This is a genomic window from Streptomyces kanamyceticus, assembly GCF_008704495.1.
GTDB classification, from domain to species: Bacteria; Actinomycetota; Actinomycetes; order Streptomycetales; family Streptomycetaceae; genus Streptomyces; species Streptomyces kanamyceticus.
In genome coordinates this window covers 552,854-575,972 of sequence record NZ_CP023699.1, presented here as the reverse complement: position 1 = coordinate 575,972, position 23,119 = coordinate 552,854, and the positions used below count along the sequence as shown (strand labels likewise).

The 23,119-nt window shown below is 73.3% G+C and carries 2 protein-coding genes and 2 pseudogenes; all 4 read left to right on the top strand.

Annotated features, from left to right (window positions below; all coding sequences use genetic code 11):
• Nucleotides 1-218: 218 nt before the first annotated feature.
• The 4 genes and pseudogenes from CP970_RS45730 to CP970_RS02225 all read left to right on the top strand — a co-directional run bounded on the left by CP970_RS45730 (nucleotide 219) and on the right by CP970_RS02225 (nucleotide 23,027).
• Nucleotides 219-5,936, top strand: coding sequence for a polyketide synthase (locus CP970_RS45730; RefSeq protein WP_317987141.1), 5,718 nt, complete (start codon nucleotides 219-221; stop codon nucleotides 5,934-5,936).
• 53 nt (nucleotides 5,937-5,989) lie between these two features.
• Nucleotides 5,990-7,027: pseudogene (locus tag CP970_RS45725) on the top strand (polyketide synthase dehydratase domain-containing protein); the annotation flags it as partial.
• 691 nt (nucleotides 7,028-7,718) lie between these two features.
• A pseudogene (locus CP970_RS45895) lies at nucleotides 7,719-8,015 on the top strand (ketoreductase domain-containing protein); the annotation flags it as partial.
• A 51-nt stretch (nucleotides 8,016-8,066) separates the two neighbouring features.
• Entirely contained in the window at nucleotides 8,067-23,027 is a 14,961-nt protein-coding gene (locus CP970_RS02225; protein WP_317987140.1) for an SDR family NAD(P)-dependent oxidoreductase, read from the top strand.
• Nucleotides 23,028-23,119: the final 92 nt, after the last annotated feature.

The following is a 23,119-nucleotide window of genomic DNA, read 5'->3' as shown; positions in this document are numbered from 1 at the left end:
CCCTTCCTGCCGTTCCGTAGTCGGTCACGAGGCAGAAAAGTACGTGTGACGTTATTCGTGCAACCCCCTAGATGGGCAACAGGGGAGTCCGGCCAAGGCAGGGGGATGGTCAGGGGGATCGGCAGCGGGATCGTCAGGGAATCGCTGTTAGCGTCGCCGACATTCGCAGGTGCTCGGCTTCGTGCTGCCGTGCGGACAGCAGAGAGAAAGGTGTTCCCATGGCGCGTGCGGAATCCATCCGGCCCCTGCATGAATTGCTGCGCGTGAATGCCGAGCGGCACGGCGACCGGGTCGCCTACACGGATTCCCGACGCGCCGTGACGTACGAGCGGCTCCAGCTCAGGACCGGCAGGATCGCCGGACACCTCGCCGCGTCCGGCGTGGGCCGTGGCGACCGCGTCGCGCTGCTGCTCGGCAACAGGATCGAGACGATCGAGGTCTACCTCGCCGCCGCGCGTGCCGCCGCCGTCGCGGTGCCGCTCAACCCGGACGCCGCCGACGCCGAGCTCGCCCACTTCCTGACGGACTCCGGCGCGACCGTGCTGGTCACCGACGACCTGCACCTCGACCAGGTACGCCGGATCGGCACCGATGCCACCGTGGTGCTCGCAGGGCGACAGGAGCCGGGCTGCATCGCGTACGAGGATTTGGCGGGAACCGAACCGCCGCGCCCGCCCCGAGACGACCTCGGCCTGGACGAACCCGCCTGGATGCTCTACACGTCCGGAACCACGGGGCGCCCCAAGGGCGTCGTCTCCGCGCAGCGCAGCGGCCTGTGGTCCGCGATGTACTGCGACGTGCCGTCCTGGCAGCTCACCGAGGACGACGAACTGCTCTGGCCCGCCCCGCTGTTCCACAGCCTCGGGCACCATCTCTGCCTGCTCGCGGTCCTCACCGTCGGCGCGTCCGCCCGCATCCTCGGCGGCTTCGTCGCGCGTGACGTCCTCGACGCGCTTGCCGAACACCCGTGCACCGTGCTGGTCGGCGTGCCGACGATGTACCGCTACCTCCTCGGTGCCGTCTCCGGCGAACAGGAGACCCGCGCGCTGCGCGTGGCGCTGGTCGCGGGTTCCACCGCACCGGCGTCGCTCACGGCGGGCTTCGAAGCGGCGTTCGGCGCGCCGCTGCTCGACACCTACGGCTGCACCGAGACCACCGGATCGCTCACCGCCAACACCCTGACCGACGCCAGGGTTCCCGGCTCGTGCGGGCTGCCCGTCCCGGGCCTTTCGCTGCGGTTCGTCGACCCGGTGACCGGCGCCGACGTGGCGCGCGGCGACGAGGGCGAGCTGTGGGCGAGCGGACCGAGCCTCATGCTCGGCTACCACGCGCAGACCGAGGCGACCGCCCAGGTGCTCGTGGACGGCTGGTACCGCACCGGAGACCTGGCACGCCAGGCGGAGACCGGGCATGTGACGATCACCGGCCGGGTCAAGGAACTCATCATCCGCGGCGGGGAGAACATCCACCCCCGGGAGATCGAGTCCGTGGCCCAGGAGGTGCCGGGCGTCAGGGACGCCGCCGCGGCGGGCCGCCCACACCCCGTCCTCGGCGAGATACCCGTGCTCTACGTCGTGCCCGAAGGACCCGGCGTACCCGTGGAAGCGATCCTCGCGGAGTGCCGCCGCCAACTCGCCTACTTCAAGGTGCCCGACGAGATCCTGCACGTCGCCACGGTCCCGCGCACCGCGTCGGGCAAGGTGCGCCGGGGCGAGCTCGCGGGCCTCCCGGCCCGCCTCGTCGGCACCGGCAGCGGCGAGGCGGCACTGTGCGAGCTGGTCTGGGAGCGGCGCGAGCTGCCCGACACGGTGTCGCAGGCTCGGACAGTGGTCACCCGGCGGGCGGTCGGGATCGGCCCTGCCGAGGTACCGGACACGGACCAGGCCCTCCTCTGGGACGAAGCGCTCGTGCGCCAGGCTGCGGAGCCGGGGTCGTTCGTACTGGTGGACACGGATGCGGACAACGGTGACGAGGCCGACGAGCTCGTCGCCGCCGCGGCGGCGCTCGGCGAACCCCAGGTAGCGCTGCGATCCGGTGTGGCCTACGTGCCGCGCCTCGTCCGTGCGAACACCACCCCCCTGCCCACCACACCGTGGGCGCTGCGCCCGCCCGCCTCCGGCACGCTCCGCGACCTCGCCGTCGTCCCCTCGGACGCCCCGCCGCGCCCGCTGGCCGCCGGTGAGGTCCGCATAGACGTCCGCGCCGCGGGGCTGAACTTCCGCGACGTACTGATCGCGCTCGGCACGTACCCGGGCGACGGTGCGATGGGCGGGGAGGCCGCCGGGATCGTGACCGAGGTCGGGCCCGGCGTCGACGACCTGGTGCCCGGGGCCCACGTGTTCGGTCTCGTGCAGGACGCGTTCCGGCGCAGCGTCGTCGCGGACCGGAGGCTGGTCGCGCGGATCCCGCGGGACTGGTCGTTCCCGGTCGCCGCGTCCGTGCCCATCGTGTTCGCAACGGCGTGGTACGGCCTCGTCGACGCGGGAGAGGTGCGGCCGGGCCAGAAGGTTCTGATCCACGCGGCCACCGGTGGAGTCGGCTCGGCCGCCCGGCAGATCGCGCGGCACCTGGGTGCGGAGGTGTACGCCACCGCGAGCCCCGCCAAACAGCACCTGCTGCTCACCGACGGCTTCGACGCCGACCACGTCGCGAACTCCCGTACGACCGCGTTCGCCGACGCGTTCCCCCCGGTCGACGTCGTACTGAACTCCCTCACCGGCGAATTCCTCGACGCCTCCGTCGACCTGCTCGCACCGGGCGGCCGGTTCGTCGAAATGGGCAAGACCGACATCCGTCACGACGTCCAACAGCCCTTCGACCTGTCCGACGTCGACCCCGCGCGGCTGCGGGAGATCCTCGAACTGCTCCTGGAGTTGTTCGACCGCGGCGAGCTGCGCCCGCTGCCGGTGCGGCCGTGGGACATCCGCCGTGCGCGGGACGCGTTCGGGTGGATGAGCCAGGCCAGGAACACCGGCAAGACGGTCCTCACCGTGCCGCATCCGCTCGGTCCCGACTCGCCGGTCCTGGTCACCGGGGAGGGGGCCGACGCCGCCGCCGGGCTGCTGCGCGACGAGACGGGCCGCACACACGTGTCCAGCAGCGCTGCGGAAGCCGAGGGGGCCGAGGAAGCCGAGCAGGGCGTGAACGCGAGCACGCTCGCGCACGTCCTGCTCGGCGATCCGGCCGGTGCCGACGCGTATGCCCGGTCCCGGGCCCCGGAAGGGCTCCCGATCGTCACGGTCCACGGGCTGCCCGGCATCGAACAGGCGCCGCTGACCGGTGAGTTGCTCGAAGAGGCCATCGAGGGCGGCGGCTCGTACGTCGTCACCCGGGTCGGTTCCGCAGGGGCGCGGGCCGAGGCGATGGCAGGCGCGACGCCACCGATCCTCTCCGGACTCGCCGGAGTGGCGGGACCGGCCGGGCCGACAGATCAGGCCGAGCCCGGCGCCGCAGGACCGGAGTGGGCGAGCCTCCTCGCGGCGGCCGACGCCGACCGGGAGAAGGTACTGCTCGACCTGGTCCGCGACAGCGTCGCCACGGTCCTCGGTCTGCCGGGCGCCGAACGCTGCGCGCCGGACCGTACGTTCCGCGAGAACGGTCTCGACTCACTCACCACTGTCGAATTCGCGAACACCGTCACCGCGCGGACGGGCCTGCGCGTTCCCGCGTCCACGGCGTTCGACCACCCCACGCCGCGTTCGTTCGCCGCGCACCTCGCGGGCTCTGTGGCGGCGCCCGCCGCCAAGGCTGCCCTGGGTTCCGGTGAACCTGTCGCGATCGTCGGGATGGCCTGCCGCCTGCCCGGCGGCGTGACGTCCCCCGAGGACCTGTGGCGGCTCGTGGCGTCCGGCACGGATGCGATCACCGAGTTCCCCGCCGACCGCGGCTGGGACGTCGACGCGCTGTTCGACCCGGATCCGGACGCGGTCGGCCGTTCGACGACCCGCCACGGTGGCTTCCTCACCGAGGCAACCGGGTTCGACGCCGCGTTCTTTGGGATCAGCCCGAACGAGGCGCTGGCCATGGATCCGCAGCAGCGTCTGGTCCTCGAAACCTCATGGGAGGCGTTCGAGCACGCGGGGATCGTCCCGGACACGCTCCGGGAGAGCGACACCGGCGTGTTCATGGGCGCGTTCCACCAGGGGTACGGCGCGGGCCGCGACCTGGGCGGACTCGGCGTCACGGCGACCCAGACGAGCGTCCTGTCCGGGCGCCTCTCATACTTCTACGGACTCCAGGGCCCGGCCGTGACGGTGGACACCGCGTGCTCGTCGTCGCTGGTCGCGCTGCACCAGGCGGCGCAGGCGCTGCGTTCGGGGGAGTGCTCCCTGGCGTTGGCCGGTGGTGTCACGGTGATGGCGACACCGGGGAGCTTCGTGGAGTTCTCCCGGCAGCGCGGGCTCTCCCCGGACGGGCGGTGCAAGGCGTTCGCCGATTCGGCGGACGGCACCGGGTTCGCCGAAGGCGTCGGTGTCCTGGTTGTGGAACGGCTGTCCGACGCGGAGCGCAACGGTCACACCGTTCTCGCGGTCGTCCGTGGTTCGGCGGTGAACCAGGACGGCGCGTCCAACGGCCTCTCCGCGCCCAACGGTGTCGCCCAGCAGCGCGTGATCAGGCAGGCCCTGGCGAACGCCGGGCTGAACGGCACCGACGTGGACGCGGTCGAGGCGCACGGTACGGGAACGGTCCTCGGCGATCCGATCGAGGCGCAGGCGGTTCTGGCGACGTACGGGCAAGAACGTGAAGTCCCGCTGCTGCTCGGTTCGGTCAAGTCGAACGTCGGTCACACCCAGGCGGCGGCGGGCGTCGCGGGTGTCATCAAGATGGTGATGGCGATGCGGCGTGGGGTGGTGCCGCGGACGTTGCACGTGGACGAGTCGTCGTCACATGTGGACTGGTCGGCAGGGGCCGTCGAGGTGGTGACGGAGGCACGACCGTGGCCGGAGTCGGGTGGGGCGCGGCGTGCGGGTGTGTCCTCGTTCGGTGTGAGCGGCACGAATGCGCATGTGATTTTGGAGGGGGTTGCGGAGTCGTCGGTTCGTAGCGGGGGGTCGTCGGCGGGTCTGGTGCCGTTGCCGGTGTCGGCGCGTACGGAGTCGAGCTTGGCGTTGCAGGTGGAGCGGCTCGGCGAGTATGTGCGGGGTGGGGCGGACCTGGGCGCGGTGGCGGATGGTCTGGTGCGTGGGCGGGCGGTGTTCGGCCGTCGGGCGGTGTTGCTGGGGGAGAGCACGGTTGCCGGAGTCGCTGTGGAGGGGGCGCGAACGGTGTTCGTGTTCCCGGGGCAGGGCTCGCAGTGGGTCGGCATGGGCCGGGAGTTGATGGGCGTCTCGGAGGTGTTCGCGGCGCGGATGCGGGAGTGTGCGGCGGCGCTGGAGCCGCACACGGGGTGGGATGTGCTGGATGTGCTGGGTGAGGCGGTGGTGGCTGATCGGGTGGAGGTGTTGCAGCCCGCGTCGTGGGCGGTGGCGGTGAGCCTGGCCGCACTGTGGCAGGCCCATGGTGTGGTGCCGGATGCGGTGGTGGGGCATTCGCAGGGGGAGATCGCCGCGGCGTGTGTGGCGGGAGCGTTGAGTCTGGAGGACGCCGCGCGGGTCGTGGCCTTGCGCAGCCAGACCATCGCTGCGCGGCTGGCCGGGCACGGGGCGATGGCGTCAATCGCCTTGCCCGCCAGTGCCGTTGAGGTGATGGAGGGGGTGTGGATCGCGGCCCGCAATGGTCCGGAATCCACGGTGGTCGCGGGCGATCCGGCGGCGGTGGAGCGGGTGCTGGCCCGGTATGAGGCTGCGGGTGTGCGGGTGCGCCGGATCGCGGTGGATTACGCCTCGCACACCCCGCACGTGGAAGCGATCCAGGACGAACTGGCCGACGTCTTAGGGGGATCACCAGCAGCGCACCTTCCGTCCCGTGGTGGTCGACGGTCGACAGCGGCTGGGTGACCGAACCGGTCGATGACGACTACTGGTACCGCAACCTGCGTCAGCCGGTGGCGATGGATACCGCGACCGGTGAGCTGGACGGTTCGCTGTTCATCGAGTGCAGTGCCCATCCGGTGCTGCTGCCCGCCCTCGACCAGGAGCGCACGGTCGCTTCCCTGCGTACCGATGACGGTGGCTGGGAGCGGTTCCTGACCGCGCTCGCCGAGGCCTGGACCCAGGGCGCGGACGTTGACTGGACCACCCTGATCGAGCCCGCCCAGCACCGCGTGTTGGACCTGCCGACCTACCCCTTCGACCACAAGCGCTACTGGTTGCAGCCCGCCCCGGCGGGCGGCGCGGGGATCGGCCATCCGTTCCTGTCGAGTGCGGCGGTGCTGCCGGGCAGCGACGGCGTACTACTCACGGGCAAGCTGTCGCTGGCCACGCACCCGTGGCTGGCCGATCACGCCGTGCAGGACACGGTGTTGCTGCCGGGCACGGCGTTCCTCGAACTCGTGGTGCGGGCCGGTGACGAGGTCGGCTGCGACACCATCGACGAACTGGTCATCGAGACCCCGCTCGTACTGCCCGTCACCGGTGCCGTCGACCTCACCGTCACCGTCGACCAGCCCGACACCACCGGCCACCGCCCGGTGAGCGTCCACGCACGCCCCGAAGGAACCGACACCTGGACCCGCCACGTCACCGGCACACTCACCACCAGCGCCACCGACACCACCCCCGCCCCGAACTCCTTCCCGCAATGGCCCCCGACCGGCGCGCAACCGGCAAGCCTGGACCAGTTCTACGAGCAGCTCGCGGCCGCGGGCTACACCTACGGCCCGGCGTTCCAGGGGCTGCGCGCCGCATGGCGGGCGGGTGACACGATCTACGCCGAGGTGGCGCTCCCCGAGGACCGTGCCGCCGATGTGGACCGTTTCGGAGTGCACCCGGCGCTTCTGGACGCGGCCCTGCATGCCGGGCGCCTCGACGCGGGCGACGAGTTGGAGCTGCCGTTCTCGTGGACGGGCGTACGCCTGCACGCCACCGGCGCCACCGCCGTGCGCGTCGCCCTCACCCGAGGCCCTGCGGGCGTCGCCGTGCAGGTGGCCGATCCGGACGGCCGCCCTGTCGTGTCCGTGGACGCGTTGGTGCTGCGGCCGCGCAGCGCCACGCCGTCGGGACCGAACCTGCTCGGCCTTGAGTGGTTGCCGGTGGCGGAGGCGCACTACGACGGTGCCGACAGCCTGCCCGAGGGCTACACCCTCATCACCGCCACACACCCCGACGACCCCGAAGACGACCCCACCAACCCCCACAGCACACCCACACGCACCCACACACAAACCACACGCGTCCTGGCCGCCCTCCAACACCACCTCACCACCACCAACCACACCCTCATCATCCACACCACCACCGACCCCCCAGGCGCCGCCGTCACCGGCCTCACCCGCACCGCACAAAACGAACACCCAGGCCGCATCCACCTCATAGAAACCCACCACCCCCACACCCCACTCCCCCTCACCCAACTCACCACCCTCAACCAACCCCACCTACGCCTCACCAACAACACCCTCCACACCCCCCACCTCACCCCACTCACCCCCCGCACCAACCCCAACCCCAACCCCAACCCCACCACCCCACAACACCCACCCCACCCCTCAACCCCCACCACGCCATCCTCATCACCGGCGGCTCCGGCACCCTCGCCGGAATCCTCGCCCGCCACCTCAACCACCCCACACCTACCTCCTCTCCCGCACCCCACCACCCCCCACCACACCCGGCACCCACATCCCCTGCGACCTCACCGACCCCACCCAAATCACCCACGCCCTCAACCAGATACCCCAACCCCTCACCGGCATCTTCCACACCGCCGCCACCCTCGACGACACCCCCCTGCACACCCTCACCCCCCAACGCCTCACCACCGTCCTCCAACCCAAAGCCGACGCCGCCTGGCACCTCCACCACCACACCCAAAACCAACCCCTCACCCACTTCGTCCTCTACTCCAGCGCCGCCGCCACCCTCGGCAGCCCCGGCCAAGCCAACTACGCCGCCGCCAACGCCTTCCTCGACGCCCTCGCCACCCACCGCCACACCCACAACCAACCCGCCACCACCATCGCCTGGGGCATGTGGCACACCACCACCACACTCACCGGGCAACTCGGCGACACCGAACGGCAGCGGGTGCGGGACGGTTTCCGTCCGCTCACCGAGGCCGAGGGCAACCACTTCCTCGATGCGAGCCTCGCCACCGACGTGCCGTTCGTGGTCGCGGCGATTCCCGCCGAGCCCGCTCGTCGGCGGGTCGAGCGTCGTACCGTCCGTACCGGTGAGGACAGCGGCCGCGACCTGCTGGCCGTCGTGTGCGGGGCCACCGCCGCCGTACTCGGCCACGCCGATGCCTCCGAGATCGGGCCCGCGACCGCGTTCAAGGACCTCGGCATCGACTCGCTCAGCGGCATCCGGCTGCGCAACAGCCTCGCCGAGACGACCGGCGTCAGGCTCTCCGCGACGGCCGTCTTCGACCACCCGACGCCGGACGCGCTCGCCGCGCGTCTCGCGGAGGAACTGCGGGGCGATGAGGAATCACCGGGGGCCGCTGCCGCTGCCGCCGCTCAGAGGACCGTACCGACACTGGCGGTGGCGGGCGACGAGCCGCTGGCGATCGTGGCCATGGCCTGCCGGATGCCCGGTGGCGTGGACACGCCGGAAGACCTGTGGCGCCTCGTCGAATCCGGTGGTGACGCGATCACCGAGTTCCCCACCGACCGCGGCTGGGACCTCGCCGCGCTCTACGATCCGGACCCCGACGCGATCGGCAAGGTCTCCGTGCGGCACGGCGGCTTCCTCGCCGGGGCGGCCGACTTCGACGCCGAGTTCTTCGGGATCAGCCCGCGCGAGGCCCTCGCCATGGACCCGCAGCAGCGGCTGATCCTCGAAGTGTCGTGGGAGGCGTTCGAGCGGGCGGGCATCCTGCCCGCGAGCGTCCGCGGCAGCGACGCGGGTGTGTTCATGGGCGCGTTCACGCAGGGGTACGGCGCGGGCGTCGACCTGGGCGGCTTCGGGGCGACCGGCACGCCGACGAGCGTGCTCTCCGGGCGGCTCTCCTACTACTTCGGGCTCGAAGGCCCTTCCGTCACCGTCGACACGGCCTGCTCGTCGTCACTGGTGGCGTTGCACCAGGCCGCGCGTTCGCTGCGCTCGGGGGAGTGCTCGCTCGCGCTGGTCGGCGGTGTCACGGTGATGGCGACGACGACCGGGTTCGTCGAGTTCTCCCGCCAGCGCGGGCTGGCTCCGGACGGCCGGGCCAAGGCGTTCGCGGACACCGCCGACGGCACCAGTTTCGCCGAGGGCGCCGGTGTCCTGATCGTCGAGCGGCTCTCCGACGCCACCCGTCTCGGCCACCCGGTGCTCGCGGTGGTGCGCGGCTCCGCCGTCAACTCCGACGGCGCGTCGAACGGCCTTTCCGCCCCGAACGGCCCCGCGCAGCGGCGCGTCATCGAGCGCGCGCTCGATGACGCCGGGCTCGTACCGGGCGACATCGACGCCGTGGAGGCGCACGGCACCGGTACCCGTCTCGGCGATCCCATCGAGGCCCAGGCGCTGGAGGCGGCGTACGGGCTGGACCGCGTGCATCCGCTGCTGATCGGCTCGCTCAAGTCGAACCTCGGCCACACCCAGGCAGCGGCCGGCGTCGCCGGGGTGATCAAGATGGTCCTCGCGATGCGGCACGGCGTCCTGCCGCGCACGCTGCACGTGGACGAACCGTCCCGGCACGTCGACTGGGGCGGTGGTGTCCGGCTGCTGCGCCGCAACGAACCGTGGCCGGTCACCGGCCGCGTCCGGCGCGCGGGCGTCTCGTCGTTCGGCATCAGCGGTGCCAACGCCCATGTCGTGATCGAGGCCGGGCCGCCCGCCGCACCCGCCACCCTTCCCGCCACCGAACCGGTGCCGGAGGGCGTCGTCTGGCCGGTGTCGGCCCGCACACCCGACGGGGTGCGGGACGTCGCGGGACGACTGGTCGCGCTCACCGCCCCCGCGGCCGCGATCGGGCACTCGCTCGCCACCACCCGGACGGCCATGCGGCACCGGGCGGTCGTGCCTGCACGGGACGCGGAGGCGTTCGCCCGCGGCGAGGAAGTGCCGGGCGTGGTGCGGGGAACCGCCGACGTCACCGACGCGCGCGCCGTGTTCGTGTTCCCCGGGCAGGGTTCCCAGTGGGACGGCATGGGCGCGGAACTGCTCGCCACCGAGCCCGTGTTCGCGCGGCGGCTCGGCGAGTGTGCCGAGGCGCTCGCCCCGTACACCGGATGGGATCTGCTCGACGTCATCGCCCGGCGGCCCGGGGCGCCCGCGCTCGACCGGGTCGACGTCGTGCAACCCGTGTCGTTCGCGATGATGGTGGCGCTCGCCGAACTGTGGCGCTCGCGCGGGGTCGCCCCCGCCGCGGTGGTCGGCCACTCCCAGGGCGAGGTCGCCGCGGCCTGCGTCGCCGGGGTGCTCACACTGGACGACGCCGCGAAGGTCGTCGCACTGCGCAGCCGACTCGTCGCCACCGAACTGGCCGGGCACGGCGGCATGGTGTCGGTGCCGCCCGCCGACTTCGACGCGGCCGCGTGGGCCGGGCGCCTGGAGGTCGCCGCGGTCAACGGGCCCGCGTCGATCGTCGTCGCCGGAGCGGCCGACGCCGTCGAGGAACTGCTCGCCGCCACGCCCCACGCCCGCCGGATCGCCGTCGACTACGCCTCGCACACCGCGCACGTCGAGACCATCCGCGATGCGCTGCTCGACGCGCTCGCTGACCTCACCCCGGGTGCGCCGGAGGTCCCGTTCTTCTCCACCGTCGACGAGGCGTGGCTCGACCGACCCGCCGACGCCGCCTATTGGTACGACAACGTACGCCGCCCCGTTCGCTTCGGCGCCGCGACCGCCCGCCTCGCCGAGCTCGGCTACCGCGTGTTCGTCGAGGCCAGCCCGCACCCGGTACTCACCACCGCGCTTGCGGACACGCTCGCCGGGCATCCGAACACGGCGGTGACCGGCACGCTGCGGCGGGGCGACGGCGGGGCACGCCGCTTCACCAGCTCGCTCGCCGAGCTCTGGGTCCGGGGTGTGCCCGTCAGCTGGCCGTCCGGGGAGTCCCGGAGGGTGCCGCTGCCCACGTACCCGTTCCGGCGCGACCGCTACTGGATCGACGCGGAACCGGCAGGCACCTCCGGGCATCCGCTGCTCGGCTCGCTGGTCGAACGCGCCGACGGCGAGGGCGCGTTCGCCACCGCGCTGTTCTCGGTCCGTCGACAGCCGTGGCTCGCCGACCACGAGGTGGACGGGCGGATCATCGTGCCCGGCTCGGCGCTCGTGGAACTGCTCGCCGAAGCGGGGGCGCGGCTCGGCACGCCGACGATCGCGGAGCTGACGATCGTCGCGCCGGTGGTGGTCGACGAAGAGCGCGACACGGAGATCCAGCTCACGGTCGGAACCGAGGTGTCGGGGCGGCGGCCGGTGCGCCTGCACTGCCGGACCGGCGCGGGGCCGTGGACGGTCGGCGCGACCGGCGCGCTGAGCGCGGACACCAGCGATCCGGAGCCGTTGGAGTGGCCTCCCGCCGACGCGGAACCGGTCGACCTGACCGGCTTCTACGACACGCTGCCGATCTCGTACGGGCCCGCGTTCCGGGCCATGACGGCGATGTGGGCCGGGCAGGGACGCGCCTACGCGTCGGTCCGCCTCGGCGAGCAGCTCACCGACGCCCGGTACGGGCTGCACCCCGTGCTGCTCGACGCGGCCGTGCACGCGCTCGGCACGCTCTTCGCGGACCCGGAGCGGCCCAGGCTCGCCTTCTCCTGGTCCGGCGTACGGATTCACGCGCGCGCCGCGACCACGCTGCGCGTGCTGCTCGAACGCGCCGACGGCGACACGATCCGCATCCTCGCCACGGACGAGCACGGCGCCCCGGTCCTCGACGTGGACGGCCTGACCGTGCGGGCCGCGGAACCCGGCACCGAAGCGCTGTTCGAGGTCGCCTGGGTTCCCGTACCCGCCTCGCCCGTCCCCGGCTGGACGTACCTCGCCGATGTGCCCGGGGGCGACGTGTCCGAGGGCGACTTAATCGAAGGCGACGTAGTCGAGGGCGGTGTAGGCGAGAGCGACCCGCCCCCGGTAGTGGTCCTTCCCGTGGAGCCCGGCGACCCTGGCACCTCGCCCGGTGTCCGGGCCCGGGAGCTGGGCCGCGACCTGCTCGCGACCGTGCGGACGTGGCTCGCCGAGCCGCGCTGGGCGCAGTCCCGGCTCGTCGTGGTCACCCGTACCGGCGACCCCGCGCAGGAGGCTCTCGGCGGCCTGGTCCGGACGGCCGGGACCGAACACCCGGGCCGCGTCGGCCTGATCGAAGCGGACGAGATCACGCCCGCCACCGTCGAGGCCGGGCTCGCCGTCGGCGACGAGTCCCACGTCCGGGTCACCGACGGCACGGTCCGCGCGGCCCGGCTGCGCCGTGTCACCGCGTCCACGGGAGCATCCCCGCTGTCCGGCGGGACCGTGCTCGTCACCGGCGGCACCGGCGGGCTCGGCCGCCGCCTCGTGGACCACCTGCTGACCGCGCACGAGGCCGCCGAGGTCGTCGTGGCGTCTCGCGGCGGCCGACCCGACGGAGCACCTGAGGACGACCGCGTGCGGTACGTGGCCGCCGACGTCACCGACCGGGACGAGCTCGCCGCCCTCGTCGAGGGTGTCGCCGAGCGGCTGTGCGCCGTCGTCCACATGGCCGGAATCGTCGACGACGCGGTCGTGGCGACCATGCGGCCACAGCAGTGGGACGCCGTGCTGCGGGTCAAGGCGGACGTCGCCTGGCAGCTGCACGAGCTGACGCGCGGCCTCGAACTCGCCGCGTTCGTCCTGTACTCGTCCATCTCCGCGACGTTCGGCGGGGCGGGGCAGGCGAACTACGCGACCGGCAACGCGTTCCTCGACGCGCTCGCCCACCACCGGCGGGACCAAGGGCTGCCCGCGGTCTCGCTCGCGTGGGGACTGTGGGACGAGGCGGACGGCATGGGCGGACGGCTGACCGCCACCGATCTGACCCGTATCGCACGCGGCGGCATGATCCCGATGACGGCCGAGCAGGGGCTCGCGCTGTTCGACGCGGCCCTGCACAGCGACCGCGCCGCACTCGTGCCGGTCCGGCTCGACCTCGCCGCCGTCGCCGCCTCGGACCAGGTCCCGCCGATCCTGCGCGACCTCGTACCGGCCGCCCGGCGCGCGGCCGCACCGACGGCCGCGCGGGACATGCTCGAACTCGTCCGGACGAGCGCCGCCTTGGTGCTCGGCCACCGCGACGCCCACGCCATCGAGCCGACGCGCGCGTTCAAGGAGGTGGGCTTCGACTCGCTGACCGGCGTCGAACTGCGCAACCGGCTGGCCGACGCGACGGGCCTGACCTTGCCCGCCACGCTCGTCTTCGACCACCCCACGGCCCAAGCGCTGGCCGCACACCTGGACGAGCTGGCCGGAGCGAGGACCGCCACCCGGCGGCGCGCACCGGCCCCGGCCCGCCGACATGACGAGCCGCTGGCGATCGTGGGCATGGCGTGCCGGTTGCCGGGTGGGGTGGCCTCTCCTGAGGACCTGTGGCGGTTGTTGGAGTCGGGCGGTGACGGGATCACGACCTTCCCCGGGGACCGTGGCTGGGATGTGGAGGCGCTCTACGATCCCGATCCGGAGCATCCGGGTACGTCGACGGTCCGGCACGGTGGATTCCTGTCCGGGGCGGGTGACTTCGACGCCGGGTTCTTCGGCATCAGTCCGCGTGAGGCCGTCGCGATGGACCCGCAGCAACGTGTCGTCATGGAGACGTCGTGGGAGGCGCTCGAATACGCGGGCATCGACCCGCACACGCTGCGGGGCAGTGACACCGGCGTGTTCATGGGGGGCTACTTCTACGGGTACGGATCCGGCGCCGACCGCGGCGGTTTCGGCGCGACAAGTACCCAGACCAGTGTGCTCTCGGGCCGCCTTTCGTACTTCTACGGTCTGGAGGGCCCGGCGGTCACGGTCGACACCGCCTGCTCATCGTCGCTGGTCGCGCTGCATCAGGCAGGGCAGTCGCTGCGTACCGGCGAATGCTCGCTCGCGCTGGTGGGTGGCGTGACGGTGATGGCGTCGCCGTCCGGATTCGTGGACTTCTCCCAGCAGCGGGGCCTCGCGCCGGACGGTCGGTGCAAGGCGTTCGCGGAGGCGGCGGACGGTACCGGCTTCGCCGAGGGTTCCGGGGTCCTGGTCGTGGAGCGGCTCTCCGACGCGGAGCGCCACGGCCACCGTGTTCTCGCGGTCGTACGGGGTTCCGCCGTCAACCAGGACGGCGCGTCCAACGGGCTCTCCGCGCCCAACGGGCCCTCCCAGGAACGTGTCATCCGCCAGGCCCTGGCCAACGCGGGTCTCCAGCCCTCGGATGTGGACGCGGTCGAGGCGCACGGCACCGGCACCCGTCTCGGCGACCCCATCGAGGCGACCGCGCTCCTCGCGACGTATGGGCAGGACCGGGCGACGCCGCTCCTGTTGGGTTCGCTGAAGTCCAACATCGGCCACACCCAAGCCGCCGCAGGGGTCGCGGGCATCATCAAGATGGTCCTGGCGATGCACCACGACACCCTGCCGAGCACCCTCCATGTCGACACACCCTCCTCACACGTCGACTGGACGGCAGGCACCGTCGAACTCCTCACGGATGCCCGCCCCTGGCCCGAGACCAGCAGGCCGCACCGCGCCGCCGTGTCCTCCTTCGGAGTCAGCGGCACCAACGCCCACGTCATCCTCGAAAGCCACCCCCGACCGACTCCCGCCCCCGACACCGGATCCAGCACCCACCCCGTACCCCTGCTCATCTCAGCCCGCACCCCCCGAGCACTGAGCGAACACACCACCCGCGTAAGCGCGTTCCTCGACGCCGGGGGCGGGGACGAGCGCGCGGTGGCCTCGGCCCTGCTCACCCGTACCGCCTTCACCCACCGGGCCGCCCTGATCGGCACGGACCTGATCACCGGCACGGCGGTACCGGACCGCCGCCTCGTGTGGCTCTTCTCCGGGCAGGGCTCGCAGCGCCCCGGCATGGGCGACGAACTGGCCGCCGCGTACGACGTGTTCGCCCGCACCCGCCGTGACGTCCTCGACGCCCTCCAGGTGCCCGCCGGGCTCGACATCCACGACACCGGTTACGCCCAGCCCGCGGTGTTCGCGCTCCAGGTCGCGCTCAGCGCCCAGCTCGACGCGTGGGGCGTACGCCCGGACGCGCTCGTGGGCCACTCGATCGGTGAGCTGGCCGCGGCGTATGTCGCCGGTGTCTGGTCGCTCGACGACGCGTGCGCGTTGGTGTCGGCGCGGGCCCGGCTGATGCAGGCGCTGCCGCCCGGCGGGGCGATGGCCGCGGTGATCGCGTCGGAGCGGGACGCGCTGCCGCTGCTGCGCGAAGGCGTGGAGATCGCCGCGGTCAACGGTCCCGCGTCGATCGTGCTCTCCGGCGACGAGGACGCCGTGCTCGACGTCGCGGCCCGGCTCGGCCGCTTCACCCGGCTGCGGACCAGCCACGCGTTCCACTCGGCGCGGATGGAGCCGATGCTCGACGAGTTCCGGGACGTCGCGCAGCGGCTGACCTACCACGAGCCGAAGCTCCCGATGGCCGCGGGCGCGGACTGCGCGACGCCGGAGTACTGGGTGCGGCAGGTCCGTGACACCGTCCGGTTCGGGGAGCAGGTCGCCGCGTACGACGGGGCGGCGCTCCTGGAGATCGGCCCGGACCGGAACCTGGCCCGTCTCGTCGACGGCATCCCCGTGCTGCACGGCGACGACGAAGCGCGGTCCGCGATGACCGCGCTCGCCCGGCTGCACACCGGCGGCGTCGCGGTCGACTGGCCCGAGGTCATCGGCGCCGCGCCGACGCACCTGCCGAACCTGCCGACGTACCCGTTCGAGCGGACCCGCTACTGGCTCGGCTCCCGGGCCGCGGGCGACGCGGCCCAGGCCGGGCAACTGCCGGTCGCCCACCCGGTGTTGACCGCGGCGGTCATGGTTCCCGGCACGGGCGACCTGGTGCTCACCGGCCGGGTCGAAGCCACCGACCCGCTGGCGCACTCCGTGCACGGCATCCCGGTGCTGTCCGCCGCGGTGCTGCTCGACCTGGCGATCACGGCGGGCGGCGAAGCGGGCTGCGACGCCGTGGAGACGTTCACCGTGGACACCCCGGTCACGCTGCCGCAGTCCGGCGGGCTCGCGCTCTCCGTCACGGTGGCGGCGCCCCGGGAAGACGGCCGCCGCGCGGTCACCGTGCACGCGCGACACGGGACGGGAGAGTGGACCGAGCACGCGACCGGGATCCTCGCCCGCGCCGCGCGGGCGGCGTCGGCCGTGCCGGAGATGCCGTCGACGTGGCCGCCTGCCACCGCCCGGCCGTTCGACGTCGGCGACCTGGCCGACCGCCTGGCCAGGGCCGGGCACACGGACGGCCCCGCGCTGCCCCGGCCGCGCGCCGCCTGGGCCGACGACGACGCCGTCCACGCCGAAGTGACCCTCGCCGACGAGCAGCACGCCGATGTCGAGCGATACGGCCTGCACCCGGCGCTGCTCGGTGCCGCGCTCGCCCTCACCCGGGAAGGCACCGACCTTCCGTACGCGTTCGACGACGTCCGTGTCCACGCGACCGGTGCCACGACAGTGCGGGTCGCCGTCACCGCCACCGGTGTCCACCTCGCGGACGAGACCGGGAGTCCCGTCGCCACCGTCGGCGCGGTGCGCAGGCGTCCCCTGACCGTCGAGGGAGCCGTTCCCGGCCTGTTGCGGCCCGGCCTTGCCGAGATACCGGAACTGCCGCCCACCACCGCGACGACCGGTGGACTCGACGACCCGGCGGTCCCGGACGTCGTCATACTCCCCGCGCACGGCACCGGCGGTGCCCCACTCGCCGAGACCCGCGACCTCGGGGCCGACGTGCTGGCCGCGCTGCGGCGCTTCCTCACCGACGACCGGTACGCCGACGCGGTCCTGGCCGTGCACACCGGGCCCGGCCTCGCCCCCGCCGCGGCCGCGGGTCTGGTCAGGACCGCGCAGGCGGAGCACCCCGGCCGGATCGTCGTCGTCGACGCCGAGCCGGACACCGCCGCCCCGCTCCTCGCGGCGGCCGCCGGGCTCGGTGAGCCGCACGTGGTGCTGCGCGAAGGCCGGGCGTACGCCCGCCGCCTGACCCCGGCGGTCCCGTCGGGGGACGCCCCGGCGCTCGACCCGGACGGCACCGTCCTCATCACCGGCGGGTCCGGCACCCTGGCGGGCATCGTCGCCCGTCACCTCGTCGGCCACTACGGAGTACGCCGTCTGCTGATGTTGTCGCGCGGCGGCACGGCGAGCGACGTCCCCGGCGCCGAGGTCACGGCGCTCGCCTGCGACGTCGCCGACCGGGACGAACTCGCCTCGGCACTGGCGGGGATCGACCCCGCGCACCCCCTCACGGCCGTCGTGCACACCGCGGCCGTCATCGACGACGGAGTCCTCACCGCACTCACCCCCGAGCGGCTGGACACCGTGCTGCGTCCGAAGGCCGACGGAGCCTGGCACCTGCACGAACTCACGAAGGACCAGGACCTCGCGGCGTTCGTGCTCTACTCCTCGGCCGCCGGAGTACTCGGCAGCCCCGGACAGGGCAACTACGCCGCCGCGAACGCGTTCCTCGACGAACTGGCCGAACAGCGCAGGGCCACCGGACTGCCCGCGCTGTCCGTGGCCTGGGGGCTCTGGGAGCCGGAGAGCGGCCTGACGGCCGGGGCCGGGGACCGCATGCGCCGGGACGGCGTCACGGCGCTGAGCACCGAACGCGGTCTCGCGCTGCTCGACGCGGCGCTGCGGTCCCCGGACGCGGCGCTCGTCGCCGCAGACCCGGCGGGCCTCGGCAGTTCGGCCCTGTTCAGGGCGCCGCACCGGGGCCCGCGGCGCCGCGCGGCCGGTGCCTCCGCTCTCGCCGACCGGATCGCGGGGCTGACCGCGGCCGATGCGGAGAAGGCGGCGCTCGCCGTCGTCCGGGAGTGCGCGGCGGCCGTGCTCGGCCACGAAGGACCCGCGCGGATCGAGGCGACCGCGACGTTCAAGGAACTCGGCGTCGACTCCCTCACGGCGGTCCGATTGCGCAACGCGTTCACCGAGGCGACGGGCGTACGGCTCCCGGCCACCGCGGTCTTCGACTTCCCGACGCCACAAGCCGTCGCGGCGAAGCTGACCGCCGCGCTGACCGGCCGGGCACCGGCGCGGACCCGCGCCACGACCGCGGTCGGCGGGCATGACGAGCCGCTGGCGATCGTGGGCATGGCGTGCCGGTTGCCGGGTGGGGTGGCATCTCCTGAGGACCTGTGGCGGTTGCTGGAGTCGGGCGGTGACGGCATCACGGCGTTCCCCGCGGACCGTGGCTGGGATGTGGAGGCGCTCTACGATCCCGATCCGGAGCATCCGGGTACGTCGACGGTCCGGCACGGTGGATTCCTGTCCGGGGCGGGTGACTTCGACGCCGGTTTCTTCGGCATCAGTCCGCGTGAGGCCATCGCGATGGACCCGCAGCAACGTGTCGTCCTGGAGACATCCTGGGAGGCGCTCGAACAGGCGGGCATCGTGCCCGGCACGCTCCGCGGGAGCGACACCGGCGTGTTCATGGGCGCGTTCTCCGACGGATACGGACTCGGCACCGACCTCGGCGGATTCGGCGCCACCGGCACGCAGACGAGCGTGCTCTCGGGCCGTCTTTCGTACTTCTACGGTCTGGAGGGCCCGGCGGTCACGGTCGACACGGCGTGTTCGTCGTCGCTGGTCGCGCTGCATCAGGCAGGGCAGTCGCTGCGTACCGGTGAATGCTCGCTCGCGCTGGTCGGCGGCGTCACGGTGATGGCGTCGCCCGGTGGGTTCGTCGAGTTCTCCCAGCAGCGCGGACTCGCGCCGGACGGGCGCTGCAAGGCGTTCGCGGAGGCGGCGGACGGTACCGCTTTCGCCGAGGGTTCCGGGGTCCTGGTCGTGGAGCGGCTCTCCGACGCCGAGCGCCGCGGCCACCGTATTCTCGCGGTCGTACGGGGCTCCGCCGTCAACCAGGACGGCGCCTCCAACGGCCTCTCCGCGCCCAACGGGCCCTCCCAGGAACGTGTCATCCGCCAGGCCCTCGCGAACGCGGGCCTCCGGCCCTCGGATGTGGACGCGGTCGAGGCGCACGGCACCGGCACCCGCCTCGGCGACCCCATCGAGGCGACCGCGCTCCTCGCGACGTACGGACAGGACCGGGCGACGCCGCTCCTGTTGGGTTCGCTGAAGTCCAACATCGGCCACACCCAGGCCGCCGCAGGGGTCGCGGGCATCATCAAGATGGTCCTGGCGATGCGGCACGGTTCGCTGCCGCGCACCCTGTATGTGGACACACCCTCCTCACACGTCGACTGGACGGCGGGCGGTGTTGAACTCCTCACGGACGCCCGGCCCTGGCCCGCCACCACAGGCCCTCGCCGCGCCGCCGTGTCCTCCTTCGGAGTCAGTGGCACCAACGCCCACGTCATCCTCGAAGCCCACGCGGCTCCAGAGCCACCGGCCTTGGATTCACCGGTGGTGGAGCCCAGCGCATCGCTGTTCGCCACGGAGCTCACACCACTGCCCGTCTCGGCGCGGACCTCCGAGGCCGTCGACGGTCAGGTCCAACGGCTCCGCGAGCACCTCGCCACCCACCCCGGCGACGACCCGCGTGCCGTCGCCGCGGCGCTGCTCGCCACGCGTACGGACTTCCCGCACCGCGCCGTACTCCTCGGCGACGGCGTCGTCACGGGCACGGCGCTCACCGCGCCGCGTACCGTCTTCGTCTTCCCCGGACAGGGCTCGCAGTGGCTCGGCATGGGCCGCAAACTGATGGCGGAGTCCCCGGTGTTCGCGGCCAGGATGCGCCAATGCGCGGACGCCCTGGCCGAGCACACCGGGCGGGACCTGATCGCCATGCTCGACGACCCCGCGGTGAAGAGCCGCGTCGACGTCGTGCACCCCGTGTGCTGGGCGGTCATGGTGTCGCTGGCCGCCGTGTGGGAGGCCGCGGGCGTACGTCCGGACGCCGTCATCGGGCACTCCCAGGGCGAGATCGCCGCGGCCTGCGTCGCCGGGGCGATCTCGTTGGAGGACGGCGCCCGCCTCGTGGCGCTGCGCAGCGCACTGCTGGTGCGCGAGCTCGCAGGGCGCGGCGCGATGGGTTCGATCGCGTTCGCGGCCGCCGACGTCGAGGCGGCCGCCGCACGCATCGACGGCGTGTGGGTCGCGGGCCGCAACGGCACCGCCACCACGATCGTGTCCGGACGGCCGGACGCCGTCGAGACGCTGATCGCCGACTACGAGACCCGCGGCGTCTGGGTGACGCGGCTCGTCGTCGACTGCCCGACCCACACCCCGTTCGTCGACCCGCTGTACGACGAGCTCCAGCGGATCGTCGCGGCCACCACCTCGCGCGCCCCCGAGATCCCGTGGTTCTCCACCGCCGACGAGCGCTGGATCGACGCGCCGCTCGACGACGAGTACTGGTTCCGCAACATGCGCAACCCCGTCGGTTTCGCGGCGGCCGTGGCCGCCGCCCGTGAGCCGGGCGACACCGTGTTCATCGAGGTCAGCGCGCACCCGGTGCTGCTGCCCGCGATCAACGGCACGACCGTCGGCACGCTGCGCCGCGGCGGGGGAGCCGACCGGCTGCTCGACTCGCTGGCCAAGGCGCACACCGTCGGAGTGGCCGTCGACTGGCCCACGGTCGTCGCCGCGACGGGGGCGGCACACGACACCGCGAGGACGGCGGACGGCGCCGCGACGGGGACGGCACACGACCTGCCCACGTACGCGTTCCACCACGAGCGCTACTGGATCGAGCCCTCCGCCGGCACGGACGCTTCCGGCCTCGGGCTCGACGCCGTCGACCACCCGCTGCTCGCCGCGTCCGTGGCGCTGCCCGACTCCGACGAGGCGCTGCTCACCGGGCGGCTCTCGCTCGCCACCCACCCGTGGCTCGCCGGGCACACCGTCGACGGCGAAGTGCTGCTGCCCGGGCCCGTGTTCGTGGAGCTGGCCGGGCGCGGCGCCGACGAAGCGGGCTGCGACCTGCTCGACGAACTGGTCATCGAGACACCGCTCGCGCTGCCCGCGACCGGCGCCGTCCAGGTACGTGTGACCGTCGCGGCGGCCGACGACGCCGGACGCCGCGCCGTGCGGATCCACGCCAGGGAGGACGGTGGGAGCACATGGACCCGCCACGCCTCGGGCTACGCAGCCATCGCCACGACCGAGTCGGCGACCGCCGAAGGGCCCTGGCCCCCCGCGCGTGCGGAACGGATCGACATCGCGGAGTTCTACCGGCGACTCGACGCAGGCGGGTACGAGTTCGGCCCCGAGTTCCGCGGCATGTCCGCCGCGTGGAGCCACGGCGACACCGTCTACGCCGAGGTGGCCATCGACGGCGCCCTCGCCAGGGACGCCGCCCGCTATACGCTGCACCCGGCACTGCTCGTCACCGCGCTCCAGGCGGGCAGCCTCTCCGCGGGCTCCGAGAACGCGGGGGTACGACTGCCGTTCGCGTTCACCGGGGTCCGCGTCCACTCGAGCGGCGCCGCGAAGGCACGTGTCACGTTCGTGCCGGGAGACGGCGGTGCCCGCGTCCACATCGCCGACGAACTGGGACAACTGGTCGCGGAGATCGGGTCGTTCGTCACCCGGCCCCTCGCCGAGGCGGATCGCGGCGGAGACGTCCGGCTGTACCGGCGTACGTGGACCGGCGTACGGGCTCCCGCGGCACCCGGCACCACAGCCGTCCGGTACGCCGACCTGGGCGACGGCGCGAGGTCCGATGCCACCTTGCCCGATGTGGCCTCGCCCGACGCCACCTCGCCCGACGTCGTCCTCATGAGGGCATCCGATCCCGCCGAAGTCCGTGCCGCTCTTGACGACCCGAGGACCGCCGACGCCACGCTGGTCGTGTCCGCCGAGGCCGGACCCGTCGCCGGTGCCGTCGCCGCCCTGCTCGACGCCGTCGAACCGGGACGGCTCGTGCTCGTGCAGACCGGAGACACGGTGACGCCCCGCCGTGCCGCCGCCCTCGCCCGACTCGACGAGCCACACCTGCGACTGACCGGGGGACGCCTCGAAGCGCCACGCCTCACCCCGGCCCTGACAACCACGACTCCGGTGCCGTACGGCGACGTCGTGCTCCTCGACGGCGGTTCGGAGGGGCTCGCTCGGCGGCTGAGCGAACACGGAGCCGAGGTGATCCACCACGAGCCGGGCAAGCTGCCCCAGACCCCGGTGACCGCGGTCGTCCACGCGCACGGCGCGGCCGAATCGGCCTGGGAGCTGCACCGGCTGACCCGCGACCTTCCGCTGACCGCGTTCGTGCTCGTGGTTCCGCCCGGTGAGGCGGCGGGGCCGTGGGAAGCCCTGGCCGAGCTGCGTCGGGCGGAGGGGCTGCCCGCCGTGGCGTTCACCGCGGCCGAGGACCGGCAGACCGAGCTGCTCGACGCGGCGTGCGCCACCGGGGAAGCCGTGGTCGTGGCAACCACCCCGCCCCGGCCCGGCGACCCTTCGCCGCTGTGGCGGCCGGTCCGGCGTCCCGCCCGGCGGTCCGCCGCCGACGGCGGCTCCCTGCTGGAACGCCTGCCGGACCTGTCGCGAAAGGAACAGGAGCAGGTTCTGCTCGACGTCGTCCGTGACACCGCGGCCACGCTGCTCGGCCACGCCGACGCGCGGGCGGTCACGGCCACCGCGGCGTTCAAGGACCTCGGGGTCGACTCGCTCACCGCGCTCGGCCTGCGCGACCGCCTCGCCGAGGCCCTCGGCATCCCGCTGCCCGCCACGCTCGTCTTCGACCATCCGGCGGCCGGAACGCTCAGCCGACACCTGCTGACGCTGCTGGCCCCGGCGGACGGCAACGGGACCCCGGCCGACGGTGAGCCACCGGCACGAATACCCGCGAGCGCTCCGGCAACCGACTCGGAAGTCGCATCGCCCGACGACGAATTGATCGACGACATGGACGCCGACGCGCTCATCGCGCACGTGCTGAAGGGATGAGGCGATGGCTGGAAACGACCTGATCGACGCGCTGCGGACGTCGGTCAAGGACAACGCGAAACTGCGCAGGGAGAACACCGCGCTGCGCGCCG

Excerpts from the sequence above, each read along its gene's own strand:
- CP970_RS45730 (WP_317987141.1), top strand. The coding sequence starts at position 219 with ATGGCGCGTGCGGAATCCATCCGGCCCCTGCATGAATTGCTGCGCGTG.
- CP970_RS02225 (WP_317987140.1), top strand. The coding sequence starts at position 8,067 with ATGTGGCACACCACCACCACACTCACCGGGCAACTCGGCGACACCGAA.